This is a genomic window from Chryseobacterium sp. HNCC26DJ241 (assembly GCF_057180505.1).
This window is the reverse complement of record NZ_JBXUGL010000012.1, coordinates 41672-57760: the sequence shown is the minus strand read 5'-3', so window position 1 is coordinate 57760 and position 16089 is coordinate 41672. Positions and strand designations below refer to the sequence as shown.

The 16089-nt window shown below is 35.3% G+C and carries 12 protein-coding genes; 5 read left to right on the top strand and 7 right to left on the bottom strand.

Annotated elements, in window-relative coordinates; genetic code table 11:
- Positions 1 to 4 precede the first annotated feature (4 nt).
- The 3 genes from AC2A1C_RS07865 to AC2A1C_RS07855 form a co-directional block, all read right to left on the bottom strand.
- Positions 5 to 3478: a beta strand repeat-containing protein gene (locus tag AC2A1C_RS07865; RefSeq protein ID WP_484025018.1), complete on the bottom strand. Its 3474-nt coding sequence runs from the start codon at positions 3476 to 3478 to the stop codon at positions 5 to 7.
- A 665-nt stretch (positions 3479 to 4143) separates the two neighbouring features.
- Positions 4144 to 4875, bottom strand: a complete 732-nt coding sequence (locus AC2A1C_RS07860; protein WP_484025016.1) for a DNA-binding domain-containing protein — start codon at positions 4873 to 4875, stop codon at positions 4144 to 4146.
- A 508-nt stretch (positions 4876 to 5383) separates the two neighbouring features.
- Positions 5384 to 8746, bottom strand: coding sequence for a methylmalonyl-CoA mutase family protein (locus tag AC2A1C_RS07855; RefSeq protein ID WP_484025015.1), 3363 nt, complete (start codon positions 8744 to 8746; stop codon positions 5384 to 5386).
- Between the two features lie 160 nt (positions 8747 to 8906).
- Here AC2A1C_RS07855 and AC2A1C_RS07850 point away from each other — a divergent pair, with 160 nt between their 5' ends.
- From AC2A1C_RS07850 to rpsB, 5 genes are all read left to right on the top strand, one after another.
- On the top strand, positions 8907 to 10436 hold the full coding sequence (locus tag AC2A1C_RS07850; RefSeq protein WP_484025013.1) for a toxin-antitoxin system YwqK family antitoxin: 1530 nt from the start codon (positions 8907 to 8909) through the stop codon (positions 10434 to 10436).
- A 3-nt stretch (positions 10437 to 10439) separates the two neighbouring features.
- Positions 10440 to 10772, top strand: a complete 333-nt coding sequence (locus AC2A1C_RS07845) for a hypothetical protein (RefSeq protein ID WP_484025012.1) — start codon at positions 10440 to 10442, stop codon at positions 10770 to 10772.
- A gap of 225 nt (positions 10773 to 10997) precedes the next feature.
- Entirely contained in the window at positions 10998 to 11453 is a 456-nt protein-coding gene (gene rplM / locus AC2A1C_RS07840; RefSeq protein ID WP_484025011.1) for a 50S ribosomal protein L13, read from the top strand.
- Positions 11454 to 11458: 5 nt separating this feature from the next.
- Positions 11459 to 11845 carry a 30S ribosomal protein S9 gene (gene rpsI, locus AC2A1C_RS07835; RefSeq protein WP_484025010.1) on the top strand — a complete coding sequence of 129 codons (387 nt, stop codon included), beginning with the start codon at positions 11459 to 11461 and terminating at the stop codon, positions 11843 to 11845.
- Positions 11846 to 12031: 186 nt separating this feature from the next.
- On the top strand, positions 12032 to 12793 hold the full coding sequence (rpsB, locus tag AC2A1C_RS07830) for a 30S ribosomal protein S2 (protein ID WP_484025008.1): 762 nt from the start codon (positions 12032 to 12034) through the stop codon (positions 12791 to 12793).
- A 73-nt stretch (positions 12794 to 12866) separates the two neighbouring features.
- Here rpsB and AC2A1C_RS07825 read toward each other — a convergent pair whose 3' ends face one another.
- The 4 genes from AC2A1C_RS07825 to AC2A1C_RS07810 form a co-directional block, all read right to left on the bottom strand.
- A complete protein-coding gene (locus AC2A1C_RS07825; protein WP_484025007.1) occupies positions 12867 to 13544 on the bottom strand; it encodes a DUF6759 domain-containing protein in 678 nt (225 codons plus the stop codon).
- Between the two features lie 7 nt (positions 13545 to 13551).
- Entirely contained in the window at positions 13552 to 14229 is a 678-nt protein-coding gene (gene trmB / locus AC2A1C_RS07820) for a tRNA (guanosine(46)-N7)-methyltransferase TrmB (RefSeq protein WP_484025006.1), read from the bottom strand.
- A gap of 53 nt (positions 14230 to 14282) precedes the next feature.
- Positions 14283 to 15098 (bottom strand): DUF6759 domain-containing protein, encoded by an 816-nt coding sequence (locus tag AC2A1C_RS07815; protein ID WP_484025005.1) that lies wholly within the window; start codon positions 15096 to 15098, stop codon positions 14283 to 14285.
- Positions 15099 to 15242: 144 nt separating this feature from the next.
- The gene (locus tag AC2A1C_RS07810; RefSeq protein ID WP_484025003.1) at positions 15243 to 16034 is read right to left on the bottom strand and encodes a hypothetical protein; all 792 of its coding nucleotides are present in this window, start codon (positions 16032 to 16034) and stop codon (positions 15243 to 15245) included.
- Positions 16035 to 16089 lie beyond the last annotated feature (55 nt).

Here is a 16089-nt window from a genome sequence, read left to right as displayed (position 1 = left end):
GAGTTTAGTTTATTGTAGGACAAGTTTGTGTACTGAAGCATTTCCATCCTGAGGATGTGCCGTCTGTATTTATTTTCAAACAATTCACTGTAGTGTCATAGACCATCATACCTTTTACAGGGTTTGCGATATCTGTGGTTGGGTTGGCTACTCTGTTGATAACAAAACCTTTTGTTTTGCTTTCCAGTGCCGTCCAAGCGCCATTTCTTAGCATTGGCCAATTGCCATCACCCACTCCGGCTCTACCTAGAGCAGTAATACCATGTATGGTAGGTAAAGCACCTGCTCCTGTGGTGGCAGGCTTGTAGCAGAATGTACCAATACTTATCGAATAATCTTCCACCTCACCATCACTAGCGACTCCTGTTGGGTTAGTAACTTCAGACGCTAAGGTAGCAATACGGAAACGGGCATAGGTAGTACCAGCAGTTAAACCACTAAGACCAGACCACGTAAGGGTAGCTGTGGTAGCTCCATTCGCAATAGTAGTAGTCGCTTTTTCACTGGTATCAAACACACCATTTTTATTAAAATCTATCCAACCACTAAGGTTAGTAGTAGCACCTGTAGTATTGGTAACATTTACTGTTACACTATATGTAGTAGAGTTAGTAACCAAAGTTGGGAAAGTAGTAATGCCATTTTCATCGTCTACTCCAGCCAAATCATCACCATCTGCATTAGTGGAAGGAACTCCCTCTGCCTCGACATCCGACAACGAGCCTAACATTAATTTTGATGTATTTGTTGTAGCATCAAAGAAAGATGGTGCATGCCTTGCTCCGTTGCTTGACAGTAAGGTGCCATAAGTATCTGGTGCATCGCCAAAATCGAATATTCCAAACGGATTCAAAGGAAAAGCACACGAAGTAAGATCCAGCGCAGTGCCACCAGAATAATTACCTATAAAATTAGAAGAAAAATCCTTATTGATTTTATATAGCCCAGAAGTATTGGATATGTACATATCCCCATTAGATGAGAAGGCTATACCATTAATCCCAGAAGTTATGGTTCCCTTAGCCACATAGTAGGCCGTAACATTTGTTTGTGGAGTGGTAGGTATAGGCGTGGGAATTTTAAATAAGTAATAGTCTGAACTTACACCCGTACCTGTAACAATCCAAAGATTGCCATTCCCATCGAATGCCATATCCCCACCTTGTAAGCTATTAATGAGCGAATTAACACTTGCCCCACTTTGATCTACATATTGGTTAGTAATATTTGTCCATGTATTTGCGGCTATATTGTAATAGGCTAATTGTCCTGCAGCATCAATAGAATAATATCCAGTACCATCTGCAGATACTCCACCCCTGTTCTGGGTATTACCTCCCGAAGAGGTGAGACCTGCGTATGTATTGGTAGCTGGGTCAAATGAAATAAAAGTTTTTGGGGTACCAACTGACACCTGATAATAATAAAATTTTCCATTTACAGGGCTGTAACCCATTGCATTAGCACTGCTTGCGGGTGTAGTATAAGCAGTTGTATTGAGTGCACTACCCAAAGCTCCAGATGTACTTGGAGAGACAAAAGGCCTAATTACTCCACCACCTGATAAAGCGAAGATGGTGCCCACATTACTACACACCGAAAAAGTCATCCCAAAATTAGCTTGTGTTATAGAAGAATTTACAGTGCCTAAAGATAATATACCGTTTGGTGTTCCGTCACTGCCTGTACAGCTTGCAGTGTTCACACAATTTTGTTCCCCTGTGTTTACCCAGCCAGTAGGTAAGGTAACGGTAGGCGTGGCCGTTTGCAATAATGTTGCAGCCGTAGTGGTAAGATATACCGTATAATTATTACCAGAACTGGCATTTAGAGTATAAGTACCAGATGCAGATACGGTGGTAGTATTTACAACCTGACCTGTCGTGTTATTATATAGCACAGCATACAATGTATTGCCAGTGTTAGTACCTGTACCATTTACAATATTATCAGTAAGCCCGTTGGCATCATTATACACATTACCGGAAATTGGTAAGCTTAGTGTTGCAGTTGGGCAGCTGGCACCATCATTGTTATCTGCAGGAACTGAGGTGGACAACAAAGTTGCTGTATTAGTGGCAAGATCTATCTGATAAAAATTGCCCAAGTTATTTGCAAATACATACAATTTTGTAAAGTTTGCATCTGAGAATACTGAGCCGAAACCTAAAGTCTCGCTCTGTATAGTAGATCCTGTAACGGCAGTGCTGCCAATTGTAACAGCAGCAGTTACCGGATTTATAGTAACTATTTTAAATTTATTTACCGCATCAGTTGCATTAATTAAGCCATACAGTAGGCCTGTATTAGGATTATATGCCAAATCTCTTGCTCTTGTTGGTACAATAGTAGTACCATAAGGTGCAGTATCTAATATATAGCCAGCTGTAGGGTCTACCAGTTGCAAAAAATTGGCATGGTTAGGATTAATATCTACAACATAATAGGTAGTTCCTGCTTGGTTGTTAATGAATAAATATCCGCCAGGGATAATGTCTCCAGCATTTTGAATTCCGCCAGGAAGATTTGGAATAGTAAATGAAAGCACTGCTCCAGTCGCATCTATACGCACAACTTTGTTATTAGCTACATCATATCCCCATATATAATTATCAATATTATAGCCAATAGAATTTATATTTACAGATCCTAAGCTGGCAACTAAAGTTCTTACACCAGTGTTTACATTGTAACTATAAAGTGTATTGCCTGCGGATGTACCTGCTACCTGATAAGCCACACTCTGACAAGTAAATGGTGTACCTGGCGTTATACGGATGCCAAAATTAGCATTTGTAACAGCGGTACTTACTGCTCCTATAGATAAAATGCCGTCAATGGTACCATCACTACCTGTACCAGAACCTAAATTTTCGCCTACAGTCACCCAATTCGTAGGTAATGTAACGGTAGGCACTGCTGTTTGCCCTACAGTGGGGCTGGCTGTAGTGATATATATATTATAACTATCACCAATAGCTACCGATGGGAAACTATAAGTACCGCCTGATGCTACAGCAGCTACAGCAGCCACTGTACCAGTGGTGGTATCATAAAGTACAGCATTTAGCCCACCTGCATTAGTACCGGTACCATTTACGGTGTTATCGGTAAGTCCGTTGGTATCATTATATACATTACCAGATACTGTGGTAGTACTGGTTGCAATAGAGGTACAAAGACTTGGGACTACCCCTGAAGGATTTAGCTGGGTAAAATTACTTCTTTGGATATTGCTAAGGTTCAGCCATATAGAGCCATAAGAAGCACTATAGCCCGACTGGCCTGTTGCCCATAGTGTATTATCATTTTTTGCTAAATATGAGAAAGTTTCCCCCGCCATAATATCTTTGGCACTGCCATCACTAATCACTTCTACAGGGGTGGCTATATCAGTATTAGATACGCCATTACCGGTTTCTCCGTAAATATTATCTCCCCATACCCAGCCCGTATTATCGTTTTTAATAACTGCCATTTTGTAACCGCAGGAGTAGCGTAATACATTGTTTGTAATAGATACCGGATTAGTAGTAGTAGAAGTTTGAGAATTATTCCCTAATTCATAATATGTATTGCCCTAGCCATATAGTTGCCCACTACATACAGTGTACCCAGAATAAGACCCGATAGCATAGTTTACGGGCTGATACCATAAACGCCCACCAAACCCATCACCTACAAGGCTGTTCAGTGCCTTCATATTATTGGGAGATAGCATACCCAATAAAAGGGAAATGGCTAAAAGTTTGTATTTTAAAAATAATGTTTTTCTCATATTTTTTTAATTAAAAAGTAGTTAAATTAAAAACTACTATATATTATTTAAATTTTTATTCGTCATTTGAGGTTTAATTTTATGTAAAATTATATAAATGTTATTTTTATATTTATTATCATATGTTAATAAAATTTGGTAAAAAAAGATTATGTATTTCATATAAAATCTCTTTATCGTTTTCTAATCGTCTTAAGTCGCTCGAGGTCATCATCATACCTCGCTCGAGGTAACTACATTATTTCGCTCGAGGTAACCGCGTTGCTTCGCTTGAAACAATCATCTTAAGTATAACATAAACTTTTTAAAAGGAGTGGCGCAAAAATTTCACGCCGCCCGAAAACCCTAAGATGAAAAAAAAATTTTTATTGTACCGTAAGTGTTTTATCAAACTCTGCAGTGCGAGGTTCTTTAAGGATGTTAGTAGCGGCATATTGTGTTACTACTTGCAGTTTGTATGTTCCTGCAGGTAATGCCGGGATGATGATGATGATTTCCGACGGGTTGTTGGTAACCACATCAGTCGGGTCTACAGCTATTCTGGTATTGGTGGCAGTATCCACAAAATAAACACCATTGGCTGTGTTCTCCCCAGCTATTTTTATCTTGTTCCCTGTTATTTTTAGATTTCGGTTCGGGGTAAGCGCATCGTTTACCGAGCCAGTTTTCACATCTTTCACCTCCAAAATGGTAGTAGAAGCATCTGCTACTCCTAAAATATTCACTTCTATTGAAGGGATTTCTACTCTTAATTTTTCACCCTGATTAAATTTGAAAAGTATATTATGCTTTGCAGGATTGAATGTTTCTGTAGGGCTATTGAACACGCCACGGATAAGGGTAGAGGCCGTGAAATAACCAGTGTTTACAGAATACCCATCACATAACTGGTAAGCCATCTCCTTCAAGAAAAGTTCTGTGGCGTGTTGCATGGAAGGAGCAGATACATCTGAACCGCCTCTATTAACGGCCGCTTCACATATTTCTTTCACATTTAGGGAGCGCTCGCTTACTGTGCGGGAAATGTAATCATTAGGATCATCTTTCGTGAGAAGATTCTCATACAAATAGGCTTTAATCTTGTGTAAAATAGACATAAAATTATATATTTTAATTAAAATTTATTGTTATAAAAGTTGGGTGGTGGGAGATAGCTGTATACATTCCTACATGGGCAAACCAATACAAAAATAGTATGTGCATAGCTAGGCCAAGTAAAGTGTTTTTTTCATCATTTGTGCCGCAATAATCATCTTCTTTGTGAGTGATAATTATTTGATGTGCAAAAATAAATAAATTTAATTAATAGGCAAATAATTTTGTGTTTTTTACATTGATATATAGTTAGTTATGAGTAAAAAGTAATTAATTTTTATTTATATCATTTTACCATTAAATTTCCTTAATAAAATGGCACTCCTACGGAGTGCGTTTGAGATAGCCTATTTATTCTACACAGATGTTGCTCCTACGGAGCAAACTAACTTTATGGTATTTTTCAAAGATAATTTGGTATTAGATGCTTTAAATAAATTTAATAAAAAATCTCCAGAAATTTCTGGAGATTTTTTATTTTGTAGAAGTCCCCTTTGGGGATTTAGGGGCTTACATATTCCTCCTATACTTTCCGCCCACTTCAAAGAGAGCATTGGTAATCTGTCCGAGAGAACAATATTTCACCGCTTCCATCATCACTTCAAAAAGATTTTGCTGATTAATTGCTGCTAATTGTAGTTTTTGCAACCATTCCGAAGTTTTATCTTCATTCGATTTCTGGAAATTTTCTAAATTTTTGATTTGCAATTGTTTTTCTTCTTCCGTAGAACGAATCACTTCGCCTGGTAAAACGGTTGGTGAACCATCTTTTCCAAGGAACGTATTTACCCCGATAATTGGATATTCTCCTGTATGTTTCAGCCATTCGTAATGCATCGATTCTTCCTGAATTTTTGAACGTTGATACATCGTTTCCATCGCACCCAAAACGCCGCCTCTTTCCGTAATTCTGTCAAATTCTGCGTAAACGGCTTCTTCCACCAAATCCGTCAATTCTTCAATAATAAATGAACCCTGCAACGGATTTTCATTTTTCGCCAAACCGAGTTCTTTATTGATAATCAACTGAATCGCCATTGCTCTTCGTACCGATTCTTCCGTCGGAGTTGTGATGGCTTCATCATAAGCATTGGTGTGAAGCGAGTTACAATTGTCATAAATGGCGTAAAGTGCTTGTAACGTGGTTCTTATATCGTTAAAATCAATTTCCTGAGCGTGAAGCGAGCGTCCGGAAGTTTGGATGTGGTATTTCAACATTTGGGAACGCTCATTGGCGTGATACTTCAGTTTCATTGCTTTTGCCCAGATTCTTCTTGCAACTCTGCCAATTACGGCATATTCCGGATCAATTCCGTTGGAGAAAAAGAAGGATAAATTCGGGGCAAAATCATTGATATCCATTCCTCTGCTCAAATAATATTCCACATACGTGAAACCGTTTGCCAAAGTGAAAGCCAATTGGGAAATCGGATTTGCTCCGGCTTCTGCAATATGATAACCGGAAATAGAAACCGAATAAAAATTCCGAACTTTTTCTTTAATAAAATATTCCTGAACATCGCCCATCAATCTCAACGCAAATTCCGTAGAGAAAATACAGGTATTCTGAGCCTGATCTTCTTTCAAAATATCTGCCTGAACCGTTCCCCGAACTGAGGCGATGGTTTCGGCTTTAATTTTCTGATAGGTTTCTTCATCTACAATTTCGTCTCCCGTAATTCCTAACAATTTTAAACCTAAACCATTATTGGAAGGAGGAAGTTCACCATTATATTTTGGTCTTGATAAGCCTTTATCATCAAATTTTGCTTTTAAAACTTCTTCAACTTTAGATTCCAGACCATTTTCAATAATGTATTTTTCAACATTCTGGTCAATAGCTGCATTCATAAAGAAAGCCAGCAACATCGGAGCGGGTCCGTTAATCGTCATGGAAACCGATGTCAAAGCATTAATCAAATCAAACCCGGAATACAATTTTTTGGCATCATCCAAAGTGGCAATAGAAACTCCCGCATTTCCAATTTTTCCATAAATATCGGGTGGAAGAGCAGGATCTTGTCCGTAAAGTGTTACAGAATCAAAAGCTGTTGAAAGTCTTTTCGCAGGCATTTCCGCAGAAACATAGTGGAATCTTCGGTTGGTTCTTTCAGGACCACCTTCTCCGGCAAACATTCTTGTCGGATCTTCTCCCGTTCTTTTGAAAGGGTAAATTCCTGCCGTAAAAGGAAAAGCTCCGGGAACATTTTCCTGACCTTTCCATTGGATTAAATCACCCCAATCCTGAAATTTTGGCAAAGCTATTTTTGGAATTTTCAGGTGAGAAAGAGATTCGCTTTTCGTTTCTACATTTATTTCTTTTCCACGAACAAGATAGGTGTAAACATCGGCTTGATGTTTTTGTTTAAAATCTTTCCAACCGTTCAAGAAATAAATATTTTCCTGATTCAGTTCTTTTTTAGTTTTTTGATAAACTTTTTCAATTTTTTCCTGACAATGCTCGTCATCAATCAAAATATTTTTTGCACCACGAAGCTGATAAAGATTCCGTGCAATTAAAGCCTGCTGTTTTACCTCATCATCATAATTACGATTGTTTTCTACAATTTCAGAAAGATAACGAACTCTTTTTGGAGGGATGATAACAGTTTCATCCTGAGAATTTTGTTCCTGATATTCGTGTAAATTTAGTTCTGGAAATTTAGAGTTGATTTTTTTAATGAGTTCGTTGTATAATTCTGTTGTTCCCCAATCGTTAAACTGAGATGCTTTGGTTGAAAAAACAGGCATTTCTTCCAAATTTTTATCAAATAATTGATGATTTCTCTGGAATTGCTTTCGTACAGCTTGTAGAGCATCAAGAGCACCACGTTTGTCAGATTTATTCAAAGCCACTAAATCTGCATAATCCAGCATATCAATTTTTTCCAATTGAGTGGAAGCTCCATATTCAGGAGTCATTACATACATTGAAACATCAGCAATATCGGTAATTTCAGAACCGGATTGTCCGATTCCCGAAGTTTCTAAAATGATAATATCCGGATGGGAAATTTTTAAAATATTTAAAGCCGAATGAATATATGGCGAAACGGAAACATTGTTTTCACGGGTTGCCATAGAACGCATATAAACTCTTTTGTCGTTAATGGAATTCATACGGATTCTGTCTCCCAACAATGCTCCTCCTGTTTTCTTTTTGGAAGGATCTACCGAAATAATGGCAATTTTTTTGTCAGAATTAGCTCTTAAAAATCTACGAACCAATTCATCCGTTAAAGAAGATTTTCCTGCACCACCTGTTCCTGTGATCCCAATGATCGGAATAGTTGAATTTTTTGCTTTTTCGTCAATAGCTTTTACCAATTCTGGTTTTTCGTCTGAAAAATTTTCAACAGCAGAAATTACTTGTGCAATGGATTTAGAATCCTCAAAAGAAATTTTGTCCAAATCGGCAACTTCCACATTTTTACCCGTCGCAAAATCTGATTTCTGAACCAAATCATCAATCATTCCCTGAAGTCCCATTTCTCTACCATCATCAGGAGAATAAATTCTGTCAATTCCATAGGACATTAAATCTTTGATTTCTTCCGGTAGAATTACGCCACCACCTCCACCAAATATTTTGATTTGTGGAGATTTTTTTTCTCTTAAAAGATCATAGATGTATTTAAAATATTCGTTATGACCGCCTTGATATGATGTTAAAGCAATTGCATTGGCATCTTCCTGAATGGCTGTGTTTACTACTTCTTCCGCAGATTTGTCATGACCAAGATGAATAACTTCACAACCGGTTCCCTGAATAACGCGACGCATGATATTAATTGCTGCATCATGTCCATCAAAAAGAGAAGCTGCGGTTACAATTCTTACTTTATGTTGAGGTTGGTATTTTGGATTTTCCATAAAAAATTTTGAAAAAATTATGAATTCTTCAAATATAAAAAACTCTGACGGATTATGAAAAACTATAGAAAAATTCTTTATACATGGCGGTTTAAAATGATATTTTCCTATCTTTACAGGTCTTGTATTTTTGCCAAATAAGATTGATAAAACATAAATTATGAAATTACTAAAACTAAAAAAAGTTCTATTATTATTTTTATTCTTTTCCATAATATTTGTCTTTTCTCAGGAGAAAATTTATTTTGACGAGACTTGGAAAGTCACTACAAAGGAAAATATGATGTATTATCGGGAATCTTCAAAAAATGGAAATCTGACACACATCAAAGACTTTTACAAAAACGGAAATCTGCAAATGGAAGGAGACGTAAGTGATGCAACTCCCGGAAGCGAAGTGTACGAAGGGAAAATTACATGGTATTACCCTATCGGAAAAATACAGAGTATTGTGGAATATCATAAAGGTGTTGCTTATGGAATTTCCAAAGATTATGATGAACAGGGAAGGTTACTAAAAGACTTTGTATATGAAAAAGATGATAATTACAGTGGTTCTTCTTATTCCTATAAAGATGAGTATGCTGAAAACAGCAGTTTTTCCGAATATAAAAATTCAAGATTGGTTAAAAATGTGATTTTTGATAATTCTATGTCTGGAATTCGTTATGAAACTTATTATAATCAGGATTTTGAAGAAAATGAAATTAAATTTTTTGGCGAAAATGGTAAGCTAATCGGAAGCAAAACAGTAAAAGATGGAAAATACAAAGGAATTTCGGTAGAGTATTATTACAAACCGATGAGAGTGGCTAAAATAGAAAAGTACGGAACCGAAAACGATATTGCCGAAAGTGTTCAATATTATGAAAATGGAAAAATTGCTCAGGAAATTAAATTCAACAAAACTTCGGGAACTAAAAAATCGTATGATAAAAATGGAAACAAAATAGGAGAGCTTATTTATAAGTATAGCAAAGAATTTTCAGGAATGCTACCTTGGGATGGAGTTGATGCAGATTTTTCTTATTCCAATTCATTTTTTGAAAATAGTAGAGTATATGAAAACGGGAAAATAATTTCTCAAAAACAATTTTATCCAAACGGGAAAGTAAAATCCGAAACTTTTTATAATAATAATCAGGAAGCCAAAACCAATTATTATAATGAAGACGGTAGCGTAAAAGGTACTCTTGTAAATGATGAATACGGTTCACCTTATAATGGAATTCTTTATTCGGATTACAGTGAAATGGTCTATAAAGATGGAGTAGTGGTTTTAGAAAAAGCTTTTGATGAAAGAGGAAAATTAAGATATGAAAGAAAACTGCTTTCCGACCAAAAAAAATATGATGTACAGGTGTACAATTATCAGCAATCTTTACTTTATCATTATCAGGTCGCTACAGAAAGCTATGATGGTTTTACAGGTGAAGTTGCACAGTATGAAAATGGAAAAGAAAAAAATAAAGCCAATTTTATTAACGGAATTCTGCAAAGTGGGAAAATAGAATTGGAAACACAAAATGGGAAAATAGAATTTGAACGAAATGGAGATTGGCTGATATCAAAACAATTTGACATCAACAGAATTGTTGTAAAAGAAACAAAGGAGAATATGAATGAAGGTTCAAATTATAGCCCTTCCATTATTTTCTATGAAAGTACTTTTTTGAATGAATATTATTAAAAAATGAAGAAAGCAATTATTTATTTTACAGCAGGAACACTTATCAGTTTTTTGCTAAATTATTTTTTATTAGGCAGTTTAGGATGGAAAGCGGATTTGTATCACGCATTTGCATTTGGATTAGGTTGGGGTTTGGCTTATTTTGTGGATCATCCGGAATGGCCGCTTGCACGGAAAATGGGTATTTCTCTTATTGGTATTGTTTTACTTCTAATAATAGGTTTTATTTTCTTTGACTTTGAGATTGCTATTCCGTCTATCATCAAATTTTCTACTGTTTTTGTAGCGTATTATCTCATTGCAAGTTTTAGGGAAAGTAAATCTTTACGTCAATAAAAAAGAAGAAAGCAAAAAATTGGCTTTCTTCAATTTAAGATATATAGTAAACATTTGTGTTTGATGCTTCTCATCACCAAATTATGTGCCAAAACATAATTCAGCAGTTATGCATTTTATCATCTTGGTCTTTGATTTTAGAAAAAACTTTTCCAATTCAAAAAATATCCTTACCTTTGCGCACCCTTATTGGGAAAATTATGTTTAATCGTTAAACTTATAAGTGTGAATACATTAAGTTACAAAACAATTTCAGCTAACAAAGCTACCGCTAGAAAAGAATGGGTTGTGGTAGATGCTGAAGGACAACCATTAGGTAGATTAGCTTCTACGGTTGCAAAGATTTTGAGAGGTAAGCACAAGACAAATTACACTCCGCACGTAGATTGTGGTGATAATGTAATTGTTTTGAATGCTGGGAAAGTTACGCTTTCCGGAAACAAGTGGGCAGATAAAACTTACATTTGGCACACTGGATATCCAGGTGGACAAAAGTCTATGACTGCAACTGAGCTTTTGAAAAAAGATCCATTGAAAGTTTTGGAAAAATCTGTAAAAGGTATGCTTCCAAAAACAAAATTAGGATCTCAGCTTTACAAAAACCTTTATGTATATGAAGGATCTGAGCATAAGCACGAAGCTCAACAGCCAAAAGTAATTAATGTTAACGAATTTAAATAATTAATATGTCTACAGTTCATAAAATCGGAAGAAGAAAAACTTCTGTAGCAAGAGTTTACGTAAAACCAGGTTCTGGAACTATTACAGTGAACGGAAAAGATGCTAAAGAATATTTTTCTACAGATGTAATGGTTTACAAACTGAACCAGCCTTTCATCCTCACTGAAACAGCAGGACAATATGATGTTACTGTAAATGTTTTCGGAGGAGGTAATACAGGACAAGCTGAAGCAATCAGATTGGGTGTTTCCAGAGCGCTTTGCGAAATCAACGCAGAATTTAGAGCGACTTTGAAGCCAGCAGGTCTTTTGACAAGAGATGCAAGAATGGTGGAAAGAAAGAAACCAGGTCAGAAAAAAGCAAGAAAGAGATTCCAATTCTCAAAACGTTAATATCAAGATTCAAGATATCAGAAACAAGATTCAAGACTTTCTTGTCACAAATCTTTGCTCTTGGTTCTTGGCTCTATTATCTAAACAAAAAATTGCCCGTTACGTTTAGCATCCAAACGCTTCTCCCATCTAAAGAAGTTGTTGATTGCCTAAAAAGCGGAAAGTAAACTAACAAAAAACAAAAACATGGCAAAAGCAAATGTAAAAGACCTTTTAGAGGCAGGTGTACACTTCGGTCACATGACAAGAAAGTGGAATCCGAATATGGCTCCGTACATTTTCATGGAGAAAAATGGTATTCACATTGTAGATTTACATAAAACAGCAGTAAAATTGGATGAAGCATGTTCAGCTTTGGAAAAAATTACTTCTGCAGGTAAAAAAGTTCTTTTTGTAGCTACTAAAAAGCAAGCTAAGGAAGTTGTTGCTAAGCACGCTCAAGAACTTAATATGCCTTATATTACTGAAAGATGGCCAGGTGGAATGCTTACAAATTTTGTAACAATCCGTAAAGCTGTTAAAAAAATGAACGCTATCGACAAAATGAAAAAAGATGGTACGTTTGAAACTTTATCTAAAAAAGAAAGACTTCAGGTAGACAGACAAAGAGCTAACCTTGAAAAGAACTTAGGTTCTATCGCAGACATGGTGCGTCTTCCTTCTGCTGTATTTGTAGTAGATATTTTGAGAGAGCACATTGCTGTAACTGAAGCTAAAAAATTGGGTATTCCAGTTTTTGGTATCGTTGATACAAACTCTGATCCAAGAAAAGTTGATTTTGTAATTCCAGGAAATGATGATGCTTCTAAGTCTATCGACATGATTTTAAGCGTAGTTTCTGATGCTATCAAAGAAGGACAATCTCAAAGAAAAGCAGATAAAGAAAAATCTAAAGAAGAAGGAGAAAAAGTAACTGCTGATGCAGATAAAGATTTTGATGCGGAATAAGATATTTTTCTTTTAAATAAAATTACGGCTCGCCAAAGGCGAGCCGTAATTTTTTAAATATTCTTATGCATTTTTACTTCATTTTAGAGAAACTCTGAGAAACATGAGCAGCGGAATTGTCTTTCATAATTTCAGGATTATTAAGAACAATCATAAAACTTTGAGTAATGTTTTTAGACGTCTGATAGCTTATAGAACAGACATTGCTGGATAGAGAATATTCTCCCTTATCTACAACCAAAGAGTTTTCTCCATGCGAAGGAATGGCTAAATTGTATGTTTTTTTTCCATTAACTCTCAAAATAAGATCACAGTCTGATTTATTTTTAATAAGCAAAATAGCTTCAGTATTGTGGATGTTTTCGTTAAAAAGAGTATTGAGCAATTTTATGGTTTTATCTTTATGCTCTTGTGAAGTTTCATTCAATAATTTATGAAATTCTTCCGTTTCTTTAATATTAGGATTCTTATTATTTAAAATAGAGGTTGGAATGTCAATTATCCATGGTCTTGCAGCCATAGGTTTTGCTGTTTCCTTGCCCTTTGTCCAAGCTTCATTTTTTAGCTTTATAAGCCGTTTTTTCAGGACAGTTCTTCTGGGATCTTCTGGATGTGCAGTCTGAAGAAATTCTTCTATTTCCTGAATATTCTGGCTATAAATCAAATTTTTGTCATATTTCTTTTGCGCAGTAGCCAAACATGCAATGTTTAGAGCTATGAAAGTAAATAGCGGAAAGATATTAATTTTCATTTATAATCTATGAAATTCTAAATTTAATATAGGTTATGGTTTTTCCTTTTGCTGAGAAAAGCTCTTCATAATAGGTTTTAATTTCCCGTAAATGTTCAGTTCCGGGTTCATATTCGGGTGCTCCATAAATATCATGATGTGCAGTGATGATTTCATATCCTAAACCTTGCAGAAGACCAAGAGTATAACCATGAAGAAATTCCGAATCGGTTTTCAGATGAATAACTCCATTAGGTTTTAGAATTTTTTTATACCTATTGAGAAAATCGGAATGGGTCAAACGATGTTTTGTGCGTTTGTATTTTATTTGCGGATCCGGGAATGTGATCCAGATTTCATCCACTTCATTTTGGTCAAAAAAACAATCTATGAGTTCTATTTGAGTACGTAGAAATGCTACATTTTTAAGATTTTTTTCAACGGCTTCTTTTGCTCCGAACCAAAAACGTGCTCCTTTAATATCAACACCAATAAAGTTTTTGTCAGGAAATGCTTTTGCCATTCCTACAGAATATTCGCCTTTTCCACAGCCAAGTTCCAGTACTATTGGATTGTTGTTTTTAAAAACCTCATTTCTCCATTTTCCTTTTAGATGAAAGCCTTCTAATGCTTCTTCTCGTGTAGGTTGAATAACATTCGGAAGAAGTTTATTTTCTGCAAATCTGGCTAATTTATTTTTACCCATATATTAATTATGCTAATATCTAAAGATATTTTCTTTTTTCAAAAATTTTTTTGTTATTTGGAATTGTTACTGATAGCAACCGGATTACCCAAAGAAATCATCATTGCTTTTTGTACCGTTTTTTGAGAAGCATATTGAGCACCACAAACAAGGCTTGAGAAAAGATAATCTCCTTTTTCTACAACTATTGAGTTTTCACTTTTTGCAGGTACAGCTATCCTATATTTGGTGTTTCCGGCTCCTTCTATTCGCATAATAATATTACAGTCGGATTTGTTTTGAACCATTATGATGCTTTCTTTACTCATTGGGTCGTTATCAAAAAGAGAATTAAGGATTTTTGTAGTTTTCATTTTGTGATCCAGTGGTGATTCATTCATCAGCATTGCAAATTCTTCTGCTTCAGGATTTTCCTGAGTCTTTACTTCAGTGGTTGTAGAATTAGAGTTGCTATTGGAAGGAGTTTCGGTTATTGTTTTTGCTTTATTTTCAGTACTTGATATTTTTGATTTCGAGGTTTCCAAATCTGCCTTGTATTTAGCAATTTGCTTTTGTTTGATGATGGCATTCATTTCTTCAAACGAAATTTTTGTTGAAGGCCTGCTTTTTAGTAGCGCAAGCATTTCCTGCATTTCTTTTACTCTTTGGTCGGCAGGATGTGCATTTTGAATGTACTCCTTCATCATCTTCATCACTTTTGGCTTCAGTACAGATCTTCGCGGATCATCAGGATGAGCATCTCTTAAAAAAGCATTGATTTCATATATACTTTTACTTTTAAGAATATTACTATAATCTTTCATTCTCATCTGAGCCGAAAGATGGTTAATAAAAAAAAGGCTTAAGAAAAGAAATAATTTCTTTTTCATATTATCAAACAAAAACATCATCTCTACAGTATATTGAAGATTTGAGGGCTGCTAATATAGGAATTTTTACCTGTGAATATGTCAGATTTTTTGCAAACAATTATCATGAATGCTAAAATCATTTGGTGTAAAAATAATCAAATTTTATTGAATATTCTCTAATAGGTAAGAGTTTTTTAGACGTTTTTGATATATAGGCTGGTACTTTTCGATATATACTGCTATCATATTGAAATTGTTTGCCTCCAGATAAGAAGTGAGATTATCTGAACTATAAACAAACTGAAGAAAATTATCAATAAGATTTTCCGGAATTTTCATGCTTGCAAAGTATTCGTTTCCAAAGTATTGCCGAATTTCTTTTACATAAACAATCATCTTTTCGTATCGGTATAATCTTTCTTTTTTCTTTTTTTCTCCAGAGATTAGGTCATAGATGCTATTAAGCCCGAAAGTAAGGCCGCCATCTGCAAAACTTGCAACGGGAAGTTGAGTTGGTAGTCCATCTCCTTTTGGCTGTGGAAGTCCAATTGCTTTTTGTAGAGCCATCGTTTTTTCTCCGGTTTTAAGAGAAAGAACATCTTTTCTTAGATTTCCACTCGGCTTGAATTTGCTTATGACTACTTCCTGAATATCATAATATGCAATTTTCAATTCTACGAAATTGGTTTCGTTTTCTAAAAATTCTTTTGTGATTTTGATATCTTTTCTATCCGTTACAATAGAAGTAAAGCGAATGACATCTCCCAATTTAGCTTTAATATGAAATTTTCCATATACATCTGTACGGATTGTTTTGAAATCATTGAGGTTTGTAACGAAGACCTGATTGAGATAATAATTGGAATTATCACGAATAAAAACCTCTCCCGAAAAAAATTGCGCTTGTAACTGAACAAGCACACAAACACAAACTAAGCTAAATATTCTCTTCATATATCTTGAACAAAAGTAAATAAGTTTTTTGGAGATTCCTTATTATTAGATATTT